We start from the raw sequence: 19,787 nt of genomic DNA, 5'->3' as shown, positions 1-19,787 counted from the left end.
GATCGCGGGTACGAGCGGACGCGGTGAGTAGTGCGCCGCTGGCGAGCACCGCAAGGGTCGCGGCCGTGTCAGAGGTTGTCGATGTAGACGACGACCGCGTCGGGCGGTGGCGCCGATCGCAGGCTGGATGTCGGCTCCGCATCGGCGTACAGCCACGCATGATGCGGTGTCCAGTTCAGGATGCCGCCGCGTCCTGGCTGTTCAGCGCCCGAGGACGTCCACCAGTTGCTGCCCCAGGCCGGTGCAGGCCTCCATGTCCAGGCGGTACGTCACGTAGCGGCCGCGGCGCGCCGAGATCAGCAGCCCGGCCGCCTTCAGCACCGCGAGGTGCCTGGACACCTCCGGCGCCGTCACCTGCCAGAAGTCGGCCAGCTCGCCGGTCGTGTGCGGACCTCGGGCGAGCGTGCGGCAGAAACGTAGCCGCAGCGGGTGCGCAAGCGCGGTCAGCCGAGCATCCAGCTCGTCCACCCGCAACACCGGGCGTGGGTCCCAGCCCGGTGCCGGGTACTGCAGCACGGGCAGCCAGCCTGGCGCGTACACGACGGTCATATGCGGGGCGCCGTACGCGCTCGGGATGAGCGTCATCCCGCCGCCGCGACCGTCTGCGGTCTGGTCCTGCAGCTTGTCGATCGTCAGAACGCCGCGCTCGGTGTCGACCCCGATTGCGTGCGAGATCCGGCCGAGGGCGCCGATACCCTCGCGGGCCAGGTCGAAGCGTCGACGGTCGGCTTCCTCGGCGAGCGCTGGGCGGACGCGTTTCCAGACCGTGTCGAAGAAGGCGGACTCGCAGGCGAGCAGAAAGCGTCGTACCCGCTCGCGCTCGGCGGCGGGATCGGCGAGCACCCGTTCGGCCCACGCCGCCTGCCGCGGCCCTCGGGCGCGGGCCGCGGCCAGCGCCCGCTGCCGCACGATCGGGTCACGCAGCGGCGACCACATTCGCGGCGCCGGTGAGACGGCTCGATGGGCGGCGAGCGCCGCAGCGACCCAGCGCTCGTCGTCCAGGCGGTCGACGTCGTCCAGTTCCTCGCGCAGGCTCGGCCGTGGATCGGGCGGGAACAGAAAGTCGGCCCGGCCGGAGTGCCAGAGCAGACCAAATTCCTCGAGGTCTGGAGCCAGCTCTGCGGGAAGGGCAGCCGCCATCATCGCAACCGCCGCGGCGGTGTCCGGATGATGCTGCGGCTCCGCGAGCACGTGCAGCACCGCGCCGAGCTCCGCGAGCGGCGACGGTGTTATCCGGATCCGATCGGCTGGTACGCCGCCGATGTCGACCGAGGTAACCACAGTACCGATCATGGCAGGGGTCCGCGCCCGGGCAGACCGATTGACATCGTTTGTCAATCGACGAGGCATGGATTGACGACGCTGGCCAACCTGGGTCCCTTCGCAGCCGTATGGCCAGACGATCGGAGCCGTGACGACCACCCGTACGACGCTTCGTGAGCTGGCCCGCATCCCGGGCGGCGGCCGCTACGCGCTCAGCGCCACAGTCGAGGCAGCGACCTCCGGGATGCTGCGCCCGTTCATCGTGATCTACGCCGTGCTGATCGGGCTCAGCGCGCCGCAGGCCGGCATGACGCTGACCGTCGGCATGCTGGCCGGCCTCGGCGCCGTCCCGCTCGCCGGATGGTGGATCGACCGCGGGGCGCGGCGGGCCCCCGCCGTCGCCGCGCTACTGGTGCGAGCGGTGGGGTCGCTGCTGCTTGCCCTGGTGCCCGGCATCGCCGGATTCGCGATCGGTGCGGTGCTCATCGGCGTCGGCACGCAGATCGCTCCACCCACCAATTCCGCATTGGTCGCCGCTCTCGCCGGCCCGGCCCGGCGTGCGGCGGCGCTGGCCGCGGGCCGCTCGCTGCGCAACGCCGGCCTGGGCGCCGGCGCCCTGCTCGGCACGGTTCTGGTCGCGAGCGGGCCGGAGGTGCTCCACTGGCTCGCGCTGGCGACGGCGCTCGGGTGCGCGTTCGGCGCGGCGGTGATCGCCCGGGTGCCGCTGCCCCACCAAGATGTTCCGGCCCCCGCCCCGGCTGCGGCAGCGAAGGAAGCGCGCGGTGCCGGCCTGCGCACCGTCACCATCCTGGCCCTGGCCGGCATTCCGTACGCGTTTTACGCCGACATCCTCGAGATCGCCCTGCCGCTGCTGCTGGTGAAGGGCCTGCACGCGTCACTGGCGTGGCCCTCGGGCATCTTCGTCGCCAACACCGTCATGGTGATTGCGCTGCAGCTGGTCGTGGTAGTGCGCCTCGCGAAGTGGCCGCACCGCACCGTGCTCTTCTGGTCCGGCCTGTTGCTCGCCGCCTCCTACCTCGGGTTCTGGCTCGGCGGGGCGACCGGCGGCGGCCCCGGCACGGTGCTCGTCGCGCTGGTCATCGTGCCTTACACGCTGGGTGAAATTCTCTACACCGGCAGCAGCGTTCCGCTGGTGATCGAGTCAGCACCGCCGCACCTGATTGGGCGCGCGCTCGCCCGCTGGCAGCTGAGCTACGGCCTGGCCCGGGCCGTCGATCCCATCATCATCACCGGTCTGCTCAGCCTGGGCGCGGCGGCGCTGTGGCTGCCGCTGGCCGCCGCGACCCTGCTGGGCGCAGCGACGGTACGCCTGGGCACTCGACGGCATCGTCTGCACCGTTCCCGTGGGCAGTCCAAGAGTCATGCCGTGGCAGATGGCGGGAGCCCGGCCGTCGATGGCCACCTGACCAAGAGCGTTCACGGTGCCGAGCGGACGGTGACCTCGGCACGGTGGCGAAGGACTTTCAGAGTGAGCCGGGACCAAGCTTTGGTGCTCTCAAGAGCGAGTTCGCGCAATGTGTCGTCCGCTCGCGGAGTCTGATGAAGGCCCTGTCGACACCCTCGATACGGCACGTCCGGATGCTTTCACGCACGCGCGAGCTGGTCACCTTGGACGGCGAGCGCTTCGCGGTGGATGAGGCCCCTCGAACACCGCCCGAGGCAGCAGGGAAGGCTCGACGGAGTAGACGTGCGACCACTGTGTTTGCTGCCGCGCACTCGTGGGCGAATCGTCGCTTATCCTCATGGCTGTGCCGGGATCTCTGTCGCCCCGTCTCGCCGCGATCGTGAACGCGCTCCCCCTTCAGCCGCACTCCCGCGTCCTCGAAATCGGATGCGGACCCGGGGCGGCCGCACGAGCGGTCGCAGCCCGACTCACTACCGGCCACATCCTGGCCATCGACCGGTCTGCCACTGCTATCGCCCAGGCAGAGACCGCCGCAGTGGGCGAGATCAGGTCCGGCCGCATGAGCGTCCGCCACGTTGCGGCCGAAGACTTCGTCCTGCAGGCCCAGGAAGAGCCGTACGAGATCGTGTTCGCCGTCCGCGTTGGCGCCCTCGACGGGCGCCACCCCGAGACTGGTCAGCGGGTGCTGCAACGTATCGCCCGGGCGACCACGGCAGACGCCCGGCTTTTCATCGACGGCGGCGATCCACTCCGTGAACTACCCATCCCGCGGCCCTGAGCCGAACAAAGGGGCTCGGCGGTCGATGTAGCGGACGCGCACCGGTCGTGCCTCGCTGTCCAGCCGACCAGCGCTACATCGACGCAGCGGACGGGTATGCGTCCACGGCAACCCCGACACACACTGTCATCGGCTACGAGCGGACGCTGATGGGCGCACGGTCCGCGGCTGAGGTGCGCACCCGATCATGCCAAGGCAACGGCGTCGCCCGCCGGCCACGAACGCGACGAGCCATACCCACGCGATCGCCATGACACCGTCTTGTGCCCTACTGCGGCCCCACCGGTGGGCCTGTCGTTGCCCGGCCGTGTCGACCTGTCCGGGCACACCTGAAGGGTGCCGGGAGAGATGTGGACATCCCGGCGGGTGCGGCCCTGCCACGCTCAGGCCCTCGCTGGGCCACGCGCCTTGATCCCGCGCCTTAGCGTGGCAGGGTGGTAGCAGCCCGCATGGCACCGGCGTCGGAGATGAGCCGTCGGCTGACGTTCCTGTTCGCGTTGGCGGCGGGAGTGGCCATCGGCAACCTGTACTGGGCGCAGCCGCTGCTCGGCTTCATTGCAGGCGATCTGGGCGCCGCGACCGCGACGGCCGGCTGGCTCGTCACCGCGACGCAGGTCGGGTACGCCGTCGGCGTGCTGCTGCTCGTGCCGCTCGGTGACGTCCTGGACCGCCGCCGGTTCGTCCCGGTGATGCTGCTGACCTCGGCCGCCGCACTGCTGCTGTGCGCGCTGGCGCCGTCGATCGGCGTACTCCTGCTCGCACTGGGCGTGCTCGGCCTGACGACGATTTCCGGGCAGGTCCTCACACCGCTCGCCGGGGACCTGGCCAGCGACGCCCACCGCGGTCGGATCGTCGGCGCCGTCGGGTCCGGGACCCTCACCGGTATCCTGGCCTCCCGCACGATCAGCGGGTTCGTCACCGGCGCCGCCGGGTGGCGTACGATCTTCGCCCTCGCCGCGGTCGTCGCCGTCCTGCTCGCGGTCCTGCTCCACCGCGCGATCCCACCGCTGGCACCACGGACGCGCATGCCATACCCGCGGCTCATCGCCTCGGTCGGCGCGGTGGTCATGCGCGAACGGGCGGCCCGATGGACGCTGGTCCTCGCCGCCACAGGGTTCGCCGCGTTCTCGCTGTTCTGGACGGCGCTGACGTTCCTGCTCAGCGGCCCGCCGTTCCGGTACCCGGTCCCGGTGATCGGGTTGTTCGGGTTGGCTGGCCTCGCTGGTGTCCTTTCCGGCCTGCACGGCGGTCGTCTGCACGACCGCGGTTGGTCGCTTCCGGCCACCGGCGCGGCCTGGTTACTGGCCCTCGGCGCCTTCGTCATCGCGGCGTTCGCCGGCCGGTCCGTCGTACTTATCATCATCGTGATCATCATGATCGATGTCGCCCTCCAGACGCAGGCCCTCCTCAACCGGGCGCGGCTGTTCGCCCTCTCCCACGAGGCCCGCAGCCGGCTCAACACCGCGCTGGGCACCGGCAACTTCATCGGCGCTGCTATCGGCTCCGCCGCCGCGACCACGCTCTGGTCTGCGGGCGGCTGGACAGCGGTCACGATCACGGGAACGGCGCTCTGCTGCTTCGCGCTCACCGTGTGGGCGCTGGGACGTCGCGGTCCACTCGTGATCCGCTTCGCCGTGACCGACGGCGCTGTAACGGACCGCAGTGAAACCTCCCTCAACCGCGCGACATTCGCACGTAGTGCTCGTAGTGCTCCGGAGTCGAACCCGCCATGACGCCCTCGTGCGCAGTCCACGCGCCCGCTTCTCGGCAGAGGCGGGAACGGCTGACTATGTTCCGGAGGCCATGTAGGCGGCAAGGATGTAGTTGGGGTGGCGGTCGAGGTTCTTGCGGGCTCGGTCGTAGCGCATGGTGGTTCGCGAGTCGGCGTGGCGGGCGGCGATCTGCACGTCGCGCAGGCTGACGCCGGCGTCGAGCATGGTCGTCACGAACGTGTGGCGCAGCATGTGCGGGTGCATCCTCGGCATCCGGATCCCTGCGGCGTGGGCCAGGTGCTTGAGTCGGCGAGTGGCTGCGTGCCGGTCCATCCGCACGGCGAGGGTATTGCGCAGGATCGGCCCGCTGGTGCGGCCTTGGGGTGCGGGTGCCGCTCGTGGCCTAGGTCTGCGGTGCCAGGGTGCGTAGGACGTCGAACTCGTTGCCCTCGGGGTCTGCCATGACAACCCAGTTTCGGTCTGAGCCCTGGCCCACATCAGTCTTGGTGGCGCCGAGGCCGAGTAATCTGGTCACCTCGTCCTCGGTGCTGCCGTCGATTGGGCTGACGTCGAGATGAAGCCGGTTCTTCACCGTCTTGCCCTCAGGTACCTGGACGAACAGCAGGGTGGGCGGCATCTGACGGGCCCGAACATCCTCGACGGTTGGCACCCACGAGCCAATCTCGACCTTGCCCTCGCTCCGGTCGATCACCTTGAAGTCCAGGACCTCGCACCAGAAGGCCGCGAGTCTCTCCGGATCGTGGCAGTCAACGGTCAACTCGGTGAACCTACTTGTCATGACTCTCCCAGATCGTGCGGACGGGGCTCAGAGTATTGGCCAGGCCGCCCGTCCGACAGGTCTGCGAAGATCACGTTCCGGAACCCAGAGGCTTCACGCGTTGACCAATATCACCTACACCGCAACACTCGCCGTCGGTGCGCGAGCACCGCGAACGGCTCGGCACCCGCAGGGGACCCGCGCTCTGGGCGTCTTCAAGCAGGTGTCCTGGTGCTGCGGTGATTCGTCGACGGGACCTGGCTGGCCCAACTCGCCTGGGACAACGGGGTTTCGGTGCCCACCGCGTACCGCTACTTGCACGAAGGGCTGACCGTGCTCGCCGACCACGCCCCGGATCTGTCTACCGCGCTGGAACGAGCGGCGGCCGCCGGCTACACCCATATCAACCTGGACGGCACCGTCATCCGTACTGACCGCGTCGCCGCCCCCGGCCCCAACGGCGCCGACCTCTGGTGGTCCGGGAAGCACAAGCACCACGGCGGCAACGTCCAGGACATCTCCGCCCCCGACGGCTGGCCGATCTGGGTCTCCCCGGTCCGCCCCGGCCGCGAGCATGACACCACCTGCGCCCGTACCCACGGCCTGGTCGACGCACTCAACCGGCTCGCCTCCACCCTGGACATCCCCACCCTGACCGACCTCGGCTACGAGTACGCCGGCGACGGCTTCCGTCACCCGGTCAAGAAGCCCAAGGGCAGTGAACTCGACGACGAGCAGCAGGCGTTCAACTCGATCATCCGAGCCGTCCATGCGGTCGCCGAGCGAGCCAACGCCCTGCTCAAGGTCACATTCAAGGCCCTGCGCCGGGTCAGCCTCGACCCCAGCGGCATCACCCGACTCGCCCGAGCCGCCCTCGTCCTGCTCCAGCTGAAACACGGCCGCACCGCCTGACCGAAGATCACGAACCGTCACGAGACGTTGCCGAGAAGGGTTCATTGGCGGCGGTCCGTAGTTCTGGCTCGCATCCGGTCTGACCTCTACCGGCGCGTTCAGCGGTGCAGGCTGGTCCCCTTGAGCACCTTGTCCACCACATTGCGTGGGCCGTGCAGCGCCAGCCCCACCAGGTCGAGCTTCTCGCGGAGGACCGCCCGCACGGCCGCGCGGTTGTCCCGGTCGTTGCCCGTGCCGAACAGCTCCTGGGTGAAGATCGAGATGCGCAGGCCGCGAGCAAGTGCGCGCGCGTGGGCGCTGGTCAAGGTGCCCCGATCGCCGGCGAAGACCAGGACCGGTTGGCGGAACATCGGGAGGTACCGGGTACCGTCCGCGTCTGAGTACTCCTCGCCGAGCAGTTCCGGCTCGGCGCCCGCAACGCCGCTGACCAGGAACGCGGTGACGTTCAGCCGCTGCCAGGTCGCCAGATCGTCCCGGAGTAGAACAGCAATCTTGGTATCGAAGCGGATCGGCTCGCTCATGGCTTCGAGCCTGCCCCGTGGCGGGCGGACCCGTCTTGTACGTTTTTAGTGTGGCCACACGGCCGGCGGGTCCGCATGTCAGCGCGTGGCGACCCGGGGTGCCCGGGATCGCCGAAGTGTTCCACGCACACTTCGTGGACCACGCATACCCGTCACATACGCACGATGTATGGACGCTATTGATCGTTGACGACGGTGCGATCCGCTTCGACCTCTACCGGCATCAGCACGGCGCCCTGCGGCCGTCCGTCACCCTCCTACCGCCGCAGGTGCCACACGACGGCCGCTCGGCCACGCATCAGGGCTTCCGCAAGCGAGTCCTGTACCTCGACACGTCGGTCCTCGGCGCGGAGCTGGCCGGTGCGGCCGTTGACGAGCCGAATCTGCCCGACCAGCAGCTGCGCCACCGGATCCACCAGCTCCACCAGGTGCTCGCCCAGCCTGGGGAGGCGTTCGAGGCGGACAGCCGTCTCGCGTTCATCCTGGAACGGCTCAGCCTGCACCTACGCCGGCACGCCCCGGCCATCGCCCCGCCGGCCGCCCGCGGTCTCGCCGTACGATTGCGCGAGCTGCTGGACGCCCGGACCGCCGAGGGCATCACCCTGCGCGAGGCCGCCGAGCTGCTGCACGCTCACCCGACCCACCTGGTCCGGGCGTTCACCCACGCGCACGGGCTGCCGCCGCACTTGTACCTGACCGGCCGCCGTATCGAGCTGGCGCGCCGGCTGCTACTTGCCGGCCAGCGCCCCGCCGAGGTCGCCACGGCGGCCGGGTTCTATGACCAGTCCCACCTGACCCGGCACTTCAAGCGCCACCTCGGTGTCAGCCCTGCCCGATACTCGGGGTTTCCAGCGCCTCGACGTGCGGCCATCGGCGATCGGCGCTGGCCACATGCATAGAACACGCCGTCGCTAGAGCCGGTCCCGTCATGGACCCGATAACCCCGGCACGCACGCCAACGCACTCACCTCGGCAAAGCAGAACGTCCGCGCCACCGAGGCTCGACTACGAACGGTGACGGGCGCACCGGCTACCCACGCGCTCGATCCGCGGCAGATCCGGATGCCCGACTGCTCGGGCTGACGGCATGGGTTTCACCAGAGGTCGAGTTGTCCGGGGAGCTCGTCGGTGATGCGGTCCGGGAGTTGCCACAGGCACACGGTGGCGTCCGGCCCTTTGGTGAGCCAACGGCCTTGGCCATCGGTAGCCGCAATGGCGTTCTGGGTCATGTCGAGGCCGTAGTCGACGTCAGCCTGCCAACGCAAACTGCGGGTAGAGAGCAGTAGATGGTTCTCGAAGTCCCCGTCGTCGTCGGTGTTGACGGCCACCAGGACGAAGTCGTCGCTGACCAGTGCGGCTGCTTCCATGAGGCTGTAATCGCTGTCGCCGTTGTAGCCCGGGATTTCCGTGGAGCCGCGGGCGACGACGATCGCGCCGGTGGACACGTCACGGATGGCGATCTCTGGTACGTCGCTGTGAGGTAGTGCGAGGTACCGATCGCCGGTGGAGGTGAAGCCGTTGAGGAATTCACCGGGAAGATTGCAGCCCTGGATCCGCCCGTCGGCGAGCCGGGCCAGGTGACTCAGCGGAGTGTCCTGTCCCATGGCGACGTGCAGCCCGAGCCGTTTTCCGTCCGGGTGAGGGAAGAAGTAGGCCGCGCCCACCGAGGAGTCCAGCCGGGCGCGGTCAAGCTCCGCACCGGTCGCCGCGTCGTAAGCGACCAACTCGTCCCCGGCTGGCAGGTATACCCACAGAACCCCTTGGGCGTCGAGATGGCAGTTCGGCGCGCAAGGCAGACCGGCGCACGGGATCGAATGTTCGCGGCGCCACAGCACCTGGCCGAGCCGGTCACAGACGACAAGTTCGTCGAGGGTCACCGCCGCCAGGTGCCGCTGGTTCACACTAGCCATGAACCTCTGCGCTTGCACTGGCACATCGAATCGCGTGACGACGCGAAGGTCAGCGTCCAGAACCGTCGCCGACGACTCAGTCGGGTGAGTGACCATCCACCCGACTCCAGCGACTTGGCTGATCCATCCCACCGGTGGGAGAACGACGCCGGCGATCATGACAGGGCGCACCGCCGCAGCATAACGCCGCCGCCGCAGATGATCGTCGCCCTCGTCACTGGTCTGCAGGCGGGGGCGCATCAGACGGCACCGCGTGATTACATATCCGCTCATCGGCATGTCCGGGCGCCGAGGGCGCTGCCTTGCCGTGATCGCGTAGCGAGCGGATCGCGGCAAATCAGTACACCTGACCTTGGGATTGGGCCGCGCCCCACGCTGGCGCCGAGCGTGATCCGCTAGCGCGAAGACCATGGAGACGCGCTGCGCGGGCCGTCGAGGATTTCGAGGGTCAATGGTGCGAAGTCATTGGTGCTGCCACGGACGGTGAAGCCGGCCGCGCTCAGGATCTCCGTCATGGTCTGGAGCATGGTCTCGACAACCATCTGGTAGTGGCGGAAGACGGGTGCATCGACCTGTTCCGCCATGGCTACTCGCTGGAACATCTCTTGTAGCGTGCGGTCGGTGCGCCACTCGACGCGCACCGGGGCATGGCAGTTCGCAAGTTTGTCGACCCTCACCTCCGCGCCGGACTGTCGTAGATGCGGACTCATGTCGGCGGCCACGATCGGCAGGCCGGCTAAGGCCAGTTCATCACGTACGCGTCCCGCCAGGCTATCCCGCTGGGCCATAGCTGTGGCGGCGGCCAGTTCAACCACGGTCCGGTTATACAGCGAGCCTGCGTAGGGAGCTTCCTTGGGTCATCCAGGGTCGGCGACGCGGTGTCCGCTCTTCGGCATGACAGCCCCTCGGCACGAGGTGGCGGCCAGAGGGCAACCCTACGGAGTGTGACGGAGCTGCATCTGCTTGACATGTTCGCTCGGCGGTAGATGCGGATGCGCGGCGGCAGCTCGCGCTGGACGTGGCGGATTGTGCTGCTCGTGCTCGGCACCACCCCGCGCACCCGTCGACAGCGACCTCATCGAAGGTCTGGTACGCAAAATGGGCCGGCACGGTTCTGGACGTCGACGTCTCTGCGCCAGGAGGTGGCCGTCTCTCACGACCGAATTCTGGCTGCGGCGGGCAGCTGCGGCGGGCGAGACCCTCCCACCCGGGCCGCTCCCAAAGCGAAAATTCCGGTATAACGAGCATGCTGTTCCGCCGGCCGACATCGCCCCTCGGAGTGCCAATGACGACGCAGTTGCGTGACCGTCTCGACGAAATACTCCAAGCTGGCCAGGTCGACGGTCTGCACGCCGTCGCGGCGGTTCGCGGTGGTCAAACCTTGCTGGAGTACTACAGAGCCGGCGAGGACTTCGCCTGGGGCGACTCGCTGGGCGTCGTCGAGTTCGGGCCCGAGACGCTGCACGACATCCGGTCCGTCACCAAGAGCGTGACCGTGCTGTTGTACGGCATTGCGCTCGGCGAAGGACTGGTCCCGCCGCCGGCGGAGCCGCTCCTGCGGCGGTTTCCGCAGTACCCCGACCTGGCGGCCGACCCCCAGCGTGCCCGGCTCACCGTCGAGCACGCGCTGACAATGTCGTTGGGCGTGGAATGGCGCGAGGATCTTCCGTACAACAGCCCGGCCAACGCCGAGATCGCGATGGAGCTGGCGCCGGACCGCTACCGGTACATCCTGGAGCGGCCGATCCTCGAGCCGCCCGGCACCCGATGGACCTACTGCGGCGGTGCCACGGCTCTGCTCGGCCGACTGATCGCCGATGGCACCGGGCAGTCGCTGCCCCAGTACGCGGAGGCCGTGCTGTTCGCACCGCTGGGCATCGACCGCTTCGAGTGGATGACCGGCGCGGACGGAGTGGCCTCCGCCGCGTCCGGGCTGCGACTCGCACCCCGCGACCTGGCCAGGCTCGGCGAGCTGGTGCTGGCCGAGGGAACCTGGGACGGTCATCGGATCGTCCCCACCGACTGGATCCGTACGATGCTCCAACCACGCCTGCAGACCACCTGGGGTGCGCGGTACGGCTACCAGTGGTACATCGAATCCATCGAGGGCCATCGGCTGCGGGCCGGCATGGGCAACGGCGGCCAGCGCCTGTTCGTCCTGCCCGACCTGGACCTCACCGTGGCCGTCACCGCCGGCAACTATGACGACCCCGACCAGTGGCGAACCCCGCTCACGGTGCTGGAACGGGTCATCCTTCCCGCAATGGCTTGACGGCACCACGCCCACCGGTCAGCCCATCGACAGGGGCACACATCTGGGCCGGACGTCACCTCGCGCATGCGGTTGGGACAGTTTCTTCCTTCGCCGGAAAGGCATCCGCGGCACGGCAGCCGATCGACATCCGGGCATCGGCATGATCGGACGCAGCACCTCCGCGAGGGTCTGTCACGCGCCCTCGGTCGGCGGCAGAAGCGGACGTTCGGTCAGCGACCTCAACGGCGTGCCGTGAGGGGCACGAGGACGAGGACGGCAACGCCAAGTGTCGTGGCGCCGATAGCCCACCACCAGAAGAATCCCGAAAAGACCGAGGCGATCAGGAGCCCCATGCCGAGGCCGGCCAGCAGGCCGAGTCCGAACAAGGCCCGTGGGGGCAGGGCGAGGTACGGCAGGCGCCGCACCACGAGCACTTCCAGCCAGGTGCCGCCCAACGCCAGCAGCGCTGCGCCGACCCCGTCTACGGCGGAAAGTCCGTGACCTTCGCTGACCGGCACGAGGACTCGACCCTCCTCACCGGCGGGGACGAAGAGGATGAGCACGCCGGCGACGATGAGCAGAGCGGTGATCGCTACCTGCGTGCGCGGCGCACCCCCGACATCTTGAGACATCACTACAGTCTCGGTCATCCGCCATGGTCTCCGCAGGAGCCGTATCGCCGAACATCGAATGCCGGCGGTAATCGCCGCGTCTTGATCCCGCCGTCCTCGCCCAACCTTGCGCGATCCGCCGGCACCGACCAGCGGCAAGAGAGGACGCTCAACTCCTGTCCGGCTCAGCCAACGGAAACGTGGTCTGCCTGATCCAAGTGCCGCTGTCATCGGCCTGAGCGATGAGCGTCATCTTCCGAGCACGTCCCACGATGGGCAGATGCTGTTCGAGGTCCCGTTCTGCAGCTTGCATGTCCTCCAAGTCGCAGCCATGAGCCACTGTCAGGTGCGGCACGACGTCGTCAAACTGCCCCTCGAACGGCGGGAAATTCGGGAAGGCTGTGTGCACGAGCTCTGTGAGGATCCGGAAGGGCTGGGGATCCTCTGGCGCGAGCCACAGAACCTCGTCGCCAAACCATGCGGTGCGGGTCAGTCGAAAGTCGAACGCCGCGGTGTTGGCGAAGATCCGCCGAAGCTCAGCTACGACCACCAGGTCGATCTGAGCTGGAGGCACGAACGGGAACAGCACGGTGACGTGGGCCGGGACCCCTAGCCGGGCGCTGGCGTCGAGCACGTCACGGTGGCGTCCCACTGCCGCTTCCGCCTCGGGAACCTCGAGTATCAGGCCACTTTGACGGAGTACCGCACCCATGGCCCGAGCCTAGATCTCGGCGTCGACCTGCGACGCACTGGACTCGGGATGCACGCTCGGTCTGCGGCAGAAAGCGGATGCTCGCTAAAGAAGCGTGACGGTTGCCGTGGCCGGCATTTCGAGCGTGACGAGGTGGCCTTCACCGATTGCGTGCATCAGACCGTTGCCTCCGGGAACCAGCCGGGCAATCCGCGCCGATAGCCGCATGCGGGCGCCGACGTTGCCGGCGCGGTCGATGGTGACCAGCGAACCGTCCGTGAAGGCGAACAGCACACCGCCGGACACCAGGGCCGCGGCGCAGACAGCGCCGTGCGGTAGGGGCCGTACCTCGGTGACAACACCGTGACTCAGGTCGATGACCGCTATGCCGGCGTCTTCGACGAGCCACAGCGTGTCGCGGTGGAGGATCGGCGTTTGCGGGCGGAGATCACGCTCGTGGTGCCACAGCACCTGCACACCGCTCACCGGATGAAAAGTCATGACCGTGCGTCGACCGCTGAGGAAGGTGACACGGCCATCGTTGCTGACTCCGTAGCCGCCGTCGCCATCAGAGAAGACCACCGGCGCCGGCAGCGACCACTCCCTCAGAACGGCCCCGGAGGCGGCCATCACCAGTAGTTTCGGCAGACCGGTGCCCGCGATGAGCACCGCATCGGCGGCAGAATCACCCTCGGGCCTCCAGCGAACCGGCTGCGGCCAGGCAAGTGGACCGGCTTCGGCAAACGCAGCGCCGTCGGACGGCAGGCACCTGCCGTCGGCAAGGGCCACCCGCATCAAAGGGTGGTAACCGCGCCACCCTCCCAGCCAAACAACAGAGCCGCTGACGCTGACGTAATGCCGCAGGCTCATGCCGGGCGTCGACCACAACCGTTGCCCGTTGTCCAGGTCGAAGCAGTGCAGAACTCCTGCTTGGCTCAGGTAAAGGCAGCGCTCGCCCGCGATAACCGTCGTGCCCCAGCAATCCTCGACACGTTGTTCCCACAACTGCGCCCCGCTGCGCGGATCCAGCCGGACCAGACGCGAGTACCGCTCCGCCACGACGAGGCAACCGGACGCCACAGCCATCGCCTGCGAACCCGATCTCAGGTGTAAAGGCCGCGACCACAACACGCTGACCGACTGAACCACCACGCCGGCATGATTGCACGCATCGGCACGAGGGTGACACACCCTCATCTCGGCACGACAGGATGCCTACCCACATGGGCCGGCTACAGGCAGTTACGGCCGCGCCGCCGGGCGGCGCGCACGATCGGCGGCAGATGCGGATGCCGCGTCGAGGCTTAGCGGACCGCACGATTTGTCGTACCCGATCGTAGGATCATCGGCCATGACTCGCACCACGCCGCCGCGGCCGCTGGACATCACGGAGCTCTTTCCCGAGTTGAGGGAGCACTCGGCGACGGCCACGCGGCTGCATCCCCGGCCCGGTACGCCGACGGCCGCCGCCAGTTCGGTCGGTGGCCCGCTGCTGTGGCCGGCGGATGAGGCCTGGCCAGTGTGCACAGATGGCGATGCTCATTACATCTTCCGGCTCCGCACGCCGTCGACGGTCCGCCGCAGCCGGGAGATCTACGCAGCGGCGCAGGCCCGTGCCAACGCGACGGGCACTCATTACGCCCTGAGCGACCAGGAGCGAGCGCAGTTGCCGGGCCTCGACTTCTCCGAGCCGCACAGCCTGGTAAACCAGCCGATCTCCCTGGTCCCGGTGGCGCAGCTGTACCGCCGGGACGTTCCCGACTTCGCCGGCCCGGACGGCGCCGATCTGTTGCAGGTGCTGTGGTGCCCGCTGGACCACCCCGAGGAGGGTTACAACCCGCGGGTACGGCTGTACTGGCGGCGCAGCGCCGACGTCAGCCGGCCCTTGGCCGCGGCCCCGGAACCCCCCGTCGTCAACGACTCCTATCTGCCGACTCCCTGCGTCGTGTACCCGGAACAGATTCGCGAGTACCAGTACGGCGGACTGCTGCCCGAGGAACTCGACGCCCGGATCATCGCCTGGGAGGAGGAAACCGAGGAGGAATCCGACGACGAGGAGGGAATCGACTATCAGTTCGACCTGTCACTGGCGCCGGGCTGGAAGGTGGGCGGCTTCGCGAACTGGTCGCTGACCGACCCGCATCCGGTGGACTGCACGGAGTGTGGCACCGCGATGACGCTGCTGTTCACTGCCGACTCCGGCGAGTGGCACGGGTCGGGCGGCAGCTGGCGGCCGATGGAAGATCCGGCGGATGTTCCGCGCAACCCCACCGATGTCTCGATCGGCCGGGGTTATGCCCTGTACGTCTTCCGCTGCCCGGTCTCGTTCGATCACCCACCAGCCACCGCCATGCAGTGATCTCTCCGAACGTCGGCACCCGAAACGGCGCACCACTTCCGGCAGAGTCGGGCGGGAGCGGCTGGTGGGCGCTCGGTCGACGGCATACAGTGCACCGGTCCACCGCTGGCTGGATCTCAAGGACGTCCGGGGCAGGCGCATCGCAGTTGAGGGCTGAGTTCGTCGGCGCGTTCGTGGCGGATGGCGTGGGCCCGATCGCGGACCCGTTGCAGTTGGCCGGCGGTCAAGCGGCGGGCGTTCCAAATCAGCTGGGCGGCCTCGGCGGCGTCTGGGTGGGCTGGCGAATGGTCGCCGGCCAGGTCGATGCCGGTCAGCGTGCTGAGGTGGCCGGATGAGATGTCGAGGAAGGCGGCGAACCCAACAAGCAGGTCGGGTGTCAGGGTTTTCGTGCCGCGTCCGATCATGCCGATCGTCGACGCCGACAGCACGTCGCGGCGGCCGATGCCGAATAGGTACTTGGAAGAACCTAGCCAGTTGAGGTTGCGGTTGTGCAGCAGGCGCAGTATCGGGCCGCCGGCGCTGTTCGGGTACTGCTGATACTGCGGCGTTCGGGCCGGCGGCTGCTGTGGGCGGGGCTGCTGGGGCAACGACCGGACGAGCTGGTGCAGCTCCGGTACGGCCCGTGGCAGGTACGTCAGTGACCATGACAGCGAACCGAGGTTGCTGGCTGCGGCCGGGTCCAGTGGAGCGAGGTCGTCAGACACCCGCTGACCCGCGATTACGAACAGGTCGCTGGCATGCAGGCCGAGTGCGGGGGCGAGCCGGCACAGCAGTGACGGGTCAGGCTCGCCGCCGTCGAGCACCGCCGTGATCACAGGTTCCGGAACGGCCGCCCTGCTGGCCAGGGAGCTGACGTCAACGCCACGCAGCTCGGCCAACCGCATCAACTGCACGCCGAACGCCGGCAGTGTCTCCACAATCCCAGCCTACGGCCCCAACTCACCAGTCCCTGGCTCGGAGACGGCCGAACAGGCGACATCCCACAGCAAACCCCGAACGCGCAGGTCGCGGCAATTGAGGATGTCAAGGTCGAGCAGTAAGGCCGGGCAGGTCACGCCCCAACTGCCCCGACCGCGGCAACTGCGCCGTTCAGCAGGCCTCGCCGCAGGTCATCTCAGCGCCCCTGGGAGGTATCGCACCACCCGGGTGCTGCCCTTGCAGTCGGCTGGGCAGTCCTCGTGGTAGTTCGCGGACTGCTGCGCGCCGGCGAGGAGATATGACAGCCCTACCAGGTTGCCGTCCTTGAGCAGCAGTGCCTCGGCCTCGAGTTCCTCGACGCGCCGCTGCTCGGTCAACAGCCAGCCAAGCTGCCGGTAGGAAGGGTTGTGGCCCGGCCCGGCGAGCATGTCCCGGACGAGCTGAGTCGCCTCCTCCAGGCGGCCCTGTGCCGCCAGCAGCCGCAGGCAAGCGCGCTCCTCGCCGGCGTCAACGGCAGCCCGGTAGGCGGCTACCGCCTCGTCGGCGCGGCCGAGCTTCTCCAACAGCGCACCCAGCGGCCATCGACACACACCCTCGGCGCCGATCGCCGACCGATAGGCGCGGACCGCCTCGTCCAGCTGGCCCGCCCGGGCGTACACCTTGGCCAGCCGGACGCCCGCCGCCGCGTCACCGGCCGCGATCGCCGCCCAGTACTCGGCGATCGCCTCGTCCACCCGGCCGGTCTTGCGGAGCAACGCGGCGAGACGGGCACGGGCTCGTGGCTCACCCGCCTCCACCGCCGCCCGCCACCCGGCAATAGCCTCGTCGGTTCGGCCCGCATTCGCCAGCATGTCCGCGAGGCCGCCGTGCGCCCGAGGCAGACCGGCCTCGATGGCAGCCCGCCAATGCGCCTCCGCCTCCTCGACGCGGCCGTTCTCCATCAACAGGTCGGTCAGGCGGTCCACATCCAGCCAGTCCCCGCCGCCGACCCGGGCTTCGAGAATGGTGATCGCCTCGTCCACCCGCCCCTGCTCGACCAGCCACTCGAGGCGATCGTCCGGGTCAATCGGCTCATCGATCATGCCGGCAGGATACGACCCGCTTGTGCTACGGCTGCACCCGATTTCGCACCGCCATGTTCCGCATCGGCAGAGTGCGCCAGGCTACGGACGTCTGGGACTAGCCCCCGCAGGTCCACCCGAACTTGCTCATGTCCGCCGCGTAGATAGCGTTCGAGGACCACCGTCGACTGACTTCCCGCAGCAGCGGCAGCAAGCCAGGGCCTTCGGCAATCGGTAATGGAGCCAACCTGTTCGAGCACCCGAAACCTGGTACCCCGATCGGGCGGGGGCACCCGGCCATTGGGCGCACTGTTCTCGGCACGTCCGGATGCGTGCACCGTGAACTGGTTACCTTGCGTGACGAGCGCTACGCGGCATGACCGCGCGGATCGCGGCAGATCCGCGCACCCGACCGTGGCCAACCGGTGCCGCGAGACGTGCGATTAGGGTCTGCGCATGCGGGATGACATCGTTCTGCGGCTCGACCGCGCAACCGCGGAAGATCTGTACGTCGCGCTATACGAGGCCGGAGAGCACATCGCGGCTGGCGCGGCCATCACTCCGCCCACGGCCGAGGAGGCCGAGCGGCTGGGCACTCTTCTGCGGGACCTGGGCCACGCCCTTGGTCGTCGTTGCTCTCCGTACTGCGACCATCTTTAGTTGGTAGGGGGTCGCGCGTGCTCAGCGGCAGATCCGGTAAACGACAGAGATCGAGAACGGTTCGGGAGGCGAACACGCTGTAGTCCGTCCGCGGGGCTCGTCGCCGCGGTCCAAGCAAGGTCTCGGGGCATCTTGGTCATCAGCAGGACAGGGACGTGGCAAATGTCCTTCACCCGTTGGGGTAGGTGACAACCGGCTCCGCTTCCGGATCCGAATACGCCCAATGGGCGCCCGGCTGAGCCTGACGGGTGAGGACCGCAACTGACGGCTCCGACAGCGGCCGGTAGGGCAACTCATGAAGCAAGCGGCTTGCTTCTTCGACGGGGAACCAGCGGGCCTCCTGAATCAGACCATCTGGGTCGCGGACGTGCAGGGTCGGATCCACCACGTCGACGGTGAAGTTCCACACCCGGCTGACGGTGACTGCTCCGGTCACCGCCGCCGTGCCATGAAGAACGAGGTCCGCGGTTGCGACGACCAGACCTGTCTCCTCGGCCAACTCTCGGCAGGCGCCCTCAAACGGCGTCTCGTGGTCCTCGATCCGCCCGCTCGGGATGTTCCAGTAGGGGCCGCCCCACCGTGGGTACTCCTCGTACACGAGAACGACTTTGTCGTCGTGATGTGCGAGAACGCCGGCGTACCGGGACCGACTCATGCTTGGCACGGGGGCCATTCAACCTCACCTCAGCACCGCGCACGGGCGCGGGCACGTCACAGCTTTCACTATCTGCGGCAGATGCGCGCACCTGATTTTCGTCACCGTTACGTACACCAGAGTGACTCACCACCTCAGTTGGCAGGAGGCGCCAATCCTCGTGAGGAGGAGCAGCGTGTTCGCTGTCCGGATGGCCTCGATCCACGAGTGGGGCCGTGATCAGCTGGGGGCATTGCGGGAAATATGATCAGGTCATGCCTTTGACAGTGGATGACGTCGACCGATTCGAGCTGTCGAGGCCCCGTCTGGAGGCCATCGCCTACCGTCTCCTCGGCTCCGCGGACGAGGCAGAGGACATCGTGCAGGAGACGTTCTTGCGCTGGCAGGCCGCCGACGTCGACCGCGTCGAGGTCCCCGAGGCTTGGCTGACGAAGGTACTCACCAACCTGTGCCTCAACCAGCTCACCTCCGCGCGGGCACGCCGCGAGACATACGTGGGTCGATGGCTTCCCGAGCCGCTGCTCGCGGGGGACCCGATGCTCGGCCCGGCCGACACCGCCGAGCAGCGCGAATCGGTCTCGTACGCGGTCCTCACCCTCATGGAGCGCCTGTCCCCCAACGAACGGGCCGTGTACGTGCTGCGGGAGGCCTTCGACTACCCGCACCGGGAGATCGCCGAGATCCTCGACATCACCGAGGCCGCCAGCCAGCAGATCTTTCACCGCGCCAAGAAGCATGTCGCGTACGGCAAAGCCCGCACCGAAATCGACCAGGCCGCCGCCAAGCGGATCGTCGAGGAGTTCCTCGCGGCCGCCACCAGTGGCCGAACCGATGAGCTCGTACGCCTGCTCACCAAGGACGCCATCTCCATCGGCGACGGCGGAGGGAAGGTTCCGGCACGCACCAAGGCGTTCGAGGGAGCCGTCGCGGTCGCGAGGTTCCTGTGGGGCCTGTTCAAGCCCGCCGAGGCCAAGCGCGCCGTCGTCGGCGGCTCGCCCGAGCTTTACGCCTGGGCCGCCAATGGGGAACCCGCCGTTGTGGCGGTCGTGGAAGGCCGGGTCGTCGCCATCATGTGCCTGGAGGTCACCGCCGAGGGCATCACTGCCTGCCGTACCCAGGCAAACCCCGACAAGCTCGAACGCGCGACCGCGCAATGGGCGGCGGCCAACCATGGGGAACCCCTGCTCGTGATGTGACGGCCATCACCTCTGGCTCCTGTCAGGAATCGGCGGGCCATCCGGTTCAAGTGACAACCCGAACCGGACAGCAAGGAGCCGA

Annotated in this window: 20 protein-coding genes and 1 pseudogene; 9 read left to right on the top strand and 12 right to left on the bottom strand. The window is 68.4% G+C overall.

What is annotated here, in order from left to right:
• Positions 1 to 201: 201 nt before the first annotated feature.
• Positions 202 to 1,293: a DUF5937 family protein gene (locus tag IEY96_RS11055; RefSeq protein WP_229791511.1), complete on the bottom strand. Its 1,092-nt coding sequence runs from the start codon at positions 1,291 to 1,293 to the stop codon at positions 202 to 204.
• 118 nt (positions 1,294 to 1,411) lie between these two features.
• Here IEY96_RS11055 and IEY96_RS11050 point away from each other — a divergent pair, with 118 nt between their 5' ends.
• The 3 genes from IEY96_RS11050 (at position 1,412) to IEY96_RS11040 (ending at position 5,200) form a co-directional block, all read left to right on the top strand.
• Positions 1,412 to 2,824, top strand: coding sequence for an MFS transporter (locus IEY96_RS11050; protein ID WP_189194705.1), 1,413 nt, complete (start codon positions 1,412 to 1,414; stop codon positions 2,822 to 2,824).
• Positions 2,825 to 3,026: 202 nt separating this feature from the next.
• Entirely contained in the window at positions 3,027 to 3,467 is a 441-nt protein-coding gene (locus IEY96_RS11045) for an SAM-dependent methyltransferase (RefSeq protein WP_229791536.1), read from the top strand.
• Positions 3,468 to 3,916: 449 nt separating this feature from the next.
• Positions 3,917 to 5,200 carry an MFS transporter gene (locus IEY96_RS11040; RefSeq protein ID WP_189194703.1) on the top strand — a complete coding sequence of 428 codons (1,284 nt, stop codon included), beginning with the start codon at positions 3,917 to 3,919 and terminating at the stop codon, positions 5,198 to 5,200.
• A gap of 54 nt (positions 5,201 to 5,254) precedes the next feature.
• Here IEY96_RS11040 and IEY96_RS33130 read toward each other — a convergent pair whose 3' ends face one another.
• Both IEY96_RS33130 and IEY96_RS11030 read right to left on the bottom strand, forming a co-directional pair.
• Positions 5,255 to 5,677, bottom strand: a complete 423-nt coding sequence (locus IEY96_RS33130; protein ID WP_268247145.1) for a tyrosine-type recombinase/integrase — start codon at positions 5,675 to 5,677, stop codon at positions 5,255 to 5,257.
• Positions 5,583 to 5,978, bottom strand: a complete 396-nt coding sequence (locus tag IEY96_RS11030; RefSeq protein ID WP_189194702.1) for a VOC family protein — start codon at positions 5,976 to 5,978, stop codon at positions 5,583 to 5,585. The genes IEY96_RS33130 and IEY96_RS11030 overlap by 95 nt, the downstream gene beginning before the upstream one ends.
• A gap of 100 nt (positions 5,979 to 6,078) precedes the next feature.
• Between IEY96_RS11030 and IEY96_RS11025 the strand changes: the two are divergent.
• Positions 6,079 to 6,869: pseudogene (locus IEY96_RS11025) on the top strand (HARBI1 family protein).
• A 98-nt stretch (positions 6,870 to 6,967) separates the two neighbouring features.
• Here the strand turns inward: IEY96_RS11025 and IEY96_RS11020 are convergent.
• Positions 6,968 to 7,390: a DUF2000 domain-containing protein gene (locus tag IEY96_RS11020; protein ID WP_189194701.1), complete on the bottom strand. Its 423-nt coding sequence runs from the start codon at positions 7,388 to 7,390 to the stop codon at positions 6,968 to 6,970.
• Positions 7,391 to 7,488: 98 nt separating this feature from the next.
• On the opposite strand from IEY96_RS11020, the gene IEY96_RS11015 reads away from it, so the two are divergent.
• On the top strand, positions 7,489 to 8,289 hold the full coding sequence (locus IEY96_RS11015; protein ID WP_229791508.1) for a helix-turn-helix transcriptional regulator: 801 nt from the start codon (positions 7,489 to 7,491) through the stop codon (positions 8,287 to 8,289).
• A gap of 195 nt (positions 8,290 to 8,484) precedes the next feature.
• On the opposite strand, the gene IEY96_RS11010 is transcribed toward IEY96_RS11015, so the two are convergent.
• Together IEY96_RS11010 and IEY96_RS11005 are read right to left on the bottom strand one after the other, a co-directional pair.
• Positions 8,485 to 9,540, bottom strand: coding sequence for a hypothetical protein (locus IEY96_RS11010; RefSeq protein ID WP_189194699.1), 1,056 nt, complete (start codon positions 9,538 to 9,540; stop codon positions 8,485 to 8,487).
• A 155-nt stretch (positions 9,541 to 9,695) separates the two neighbouring features.
• Positions 9,696 to 10,115, bottom strand: a complete 420-nt coding sequence (locus IEY96_RS11005; RefSeq protein WP_189194698.1) for a hypothetical protein — start codon at positions 10,113 to 10,115, stop codon at positions 9,696 to 9,698.
• Between the two features lie 470 nt (positions 10,116 to 10,585).
• Here IEY96_RS11005 and IEY96_RS11000 point away from each other — a divergent pair, with 470 nt between their 5' ends.
• On the top strand, positions 10,586 to 11,572 hold the full coding sequence (locus IEY96_RS11000; protein WP_189194697.1) for a serine hydrolase domain-containing protein: 987 nt from the start codon (positions 10,586 to 10,588) through the stop codon (positions 11,570 to 11,572).
• A gap of 221 nt (positions 11,573 to 11,793) precedes the next feature.
• On the opposite strand, the gene IEY96_RS10995 is transcribed toward IEY96_RS11000, so the two are convergent.
• From IEY96_RS10995 to IEY96_RS10985, 3 genes are all read right to left on the bottom strand, one after another.
• Positions 11,794 to 12,204 (bottom strand): hypothetical protein, encoded by a 411-nt coding sequence (locus IEY96_RS10995; RefSeq protein WP_189194696.1) that lies wholly within the window; start codon positions 12,202 to 12,204, stop codon positions 11,794 to 11,796.
• A gap of 130 nt (positions 12,205 to 12,334) precedes the next feature.
• Positions 12,335 to 12,877, bottom strand: a complete 543-nt coding sequence (locus tag IEY96_RS10990) for a 2'-5' RNA ligase family protein (protein WP_189194695.1) — start codon at positions 12,875 to 12,877, stop codon at positions 12,335 to 12,337.
• A gap of 84 nt (positions 12,878 to 12,961) precedes the next feature.
• Entirely contained in the window at positions 12,962 to 14,008 is a 1,047-nt protein-coding gene (locus IEY96_RS10985) for an outer membrane protein assembly factor BamB family protein (RefSeq protein ID WP_189194694.1), read from the bottom strand.
• 199 nt (positions 14,009 to 14,207) lie between these two features.
• On the opposite strand from IEY96_RS10985, the gene IEY96_RS10980 reads away from it, so the two are divergent.
• On the top strand, positions 14,208 to 15,215 hold the full coding sequence (locus IEY96_RS10980; protein ID WP_189194693.1) for a hypothetical protein: 1,008 nt from the start codon (positions 14,208 to 14,210) through the stop codon (positions 15,213 to 15,215).
• Positions 15,216 to 15,331: 116 nt separating this feature from the next.
• Here the strand turns inward: IEY96_RS10980 and IEY96_RS10975 are convergent, their stop codons facing one another.
• On the bottom strand, positions 15,332 to 16,132 hold the full coding sequence (locus IEY96_RS10975; RefSeq protein WP_189194692.1) for a hypothetical protein: 801 nt from the start codon (positions 16,130 to 16,132) through the stop codon (positions 15,332 to 15,334).
• Positions 16,133 to 16,324: 192 nt separating this feature from the next.
• Positions 16,325 to 17,215 (bottom strand): tetratricopeptide repeat protein, encoded by an 891-nt coding sequence (locus tag IEY96_RS10970; RefSeq protein ID WP_189194691.1) that lies wholly within the window; start codon positions 17,213 to 17,215, stop codon positions 16,325 to 16,327.
• Positions 17,216 to 17,650: 435 nt separating this feature from the next.
• Between IEY96_RS10970 and IEY96_RS10965 the strand changes: the two genes are divergently transcribed.
• A complete protein-coding gene (locus IEY96_RS10965; protein WP_130322325.1) occupies positions 17,651 to 17,854 on the top strand; it encodes a hypothetical protein in 204 nt (67 codons plus the stop codon).
• A 169-nt stretch (positions 17,855 to 18,023) separates the two neighbouring features.
• Here the strand turns inward: IEY96_RS10965 and IEY96_RS10960 are convergent, their stop codons facing one another.
• On the bottom strand, positions 18,024 to 18,509 hold the full coding sequence (locus IEY96_RS10960; RefSeq protein WP_268247146.1) for an NUDIX hydrolase: 486 nt from the start codon (positions 18,507 to 18,509) through the stop codon (positions 18,024 to 18,026).
• Between the two features lie 254 nt (positions 18,510 to 18,763).
• On the opposite strand from IEY96_RS10960, the gene IEY96_RS10955 reads away from it, so the two are divergent.
• Positions 18,764 to 19,705, top strand: coding sequence for an RNA polymerase sigma-70 factor (locus tag IEY96_RS10955; protein ID WP_189194689.1), 942 nt, complete (start codon positions 18,764 to 18,766; stop codon positions 19,703 to 19,705).
• Positions 19,706 to 19,787: the final 82 nt, after the last annotated feature.

The organism is Micromonospora fulviviridis (genome assembly GCF_014648395.1).
GTDB lineage: Bacteria > Actinomycetota > Actinomycetes > Mycobacteriales > Micromonosporaceae > Micromonospora > Micromonospora fulviviridis.
Note: the sequence above shows the minus strand (reverse complement) of the source record. Positions and strands in the feature narration are given on the sequence as shown.

Excerpts from the sequence above, each read along its gene's own strand:
- IEY96_RS11055 (WP_229791511.1), bottom strand. The coding sequence starts at position 1,293 with ATGATCGGTACTGTGGTTACCTCGGTCGACATCGGCGGCGTACCAGCC.
- IEY96_RS11045 (WP_229791536.1), top strand. The coding sequence starts at position 3,027 with ATGGCTGTGCCGGGATCTCTGTCGCCCCGTCTCGCCGCGATCGTGAAC.
- IEY96_RS11040 (WP_189194703.1), top strand. The coding sequence starts at position 3,917 with ATGGCACCGGCGTCGGAGATGAGCCGTCGGCTGACGTTCCTGTTCGCG.
- IEY96_RS33130 (WP_268247145.1), bottom strand. The coding sequence starts at position 5,677 with ATGTGGGCCAGGGCTCAGACCGAAACTGGGTTGTCATGGCAGACCCCG.
- IEY96_RS11030 (WP_189194702.1), bottom strand. The coding sequence starts at position 5,978 with ATGACAAGTAGGTTCACCGAGTTGACCGTTGACTGCCACGATCCGGAG.
- IEY96_RS11020 (WP_189194701.1), bottom strand. The coding sequence starts at position 7,390 with ATGAGCGAGCCGATCCGCTTCGATACCAAGATTGCTGTTCTACTCCGG.
- IEY96_RS11010 (WP_189194699.1), bottom strand. The coding sequence starts at position 9,540 with ATGCGCCCCCGCCTGCAGACCAGTGACGAGGGCGACGATCATCTGCGG.
- IEY96_RS11000 (WP_189194697.1), top strand. The coding sequence starts at position 10,586 with ATGACGACGCAGTTGCGTGACCGTCTCGACGAAATACTCCAAGCTGGC.
- IEY96_RS10995 (WP_189194696.1), bottom strand. The coding sequence starts at position 12,204 with ATGACCGAGACTGTAGTGATGTCTCAAGATGTCGGGGGTGCGCCGCGC.
- IEY96_RS10990 (WP_189194695.1), bottom strand. The coding sequence starts at position 12,877 with ATGGGTGCGGTACTCCGTCAAAGTGGCCTGATACTCGAGGTTCCCGAG.
- IEY96_RS10980 (WP_189194693.1), top strand. The coding sequence starts at position 14,208 with ATGACTCGCACCACGCCGCCGCGGCCGCTGGACATCACGGAGCTCTTT.
- IEY96_RS10970 (WP_189194691.1), bottom strand. The coding sequence starts at position 17,215 with ATGATCGATGAGCCGATTGACCCGGACGATCGCCTCGAGTGGCTGGTC.
- IEY96_RS10965 (WP_130322325.1), top strand. The coding sequence starts at position 17,651 with ATGCGGGATGACATCGTTCTGCGGCTCGACCGCGCAACCGCGGAAGAT.
- IEY96_RS10960 (WP_268247146.1), bottom strand. The coding sequence starts at position 18,509 with ATGAGTCGGTCCCGGTACGCCGGCGTTCTCGCACATCACGACGACAAA.
- IEY96_RS10955 (WP_189194689.1), top strand. The coding sequence starts at position 18,764 with ATGCCTTTGACAGTGGATGACGTCGACCGATTCGAGCTGTCGAGGCCC.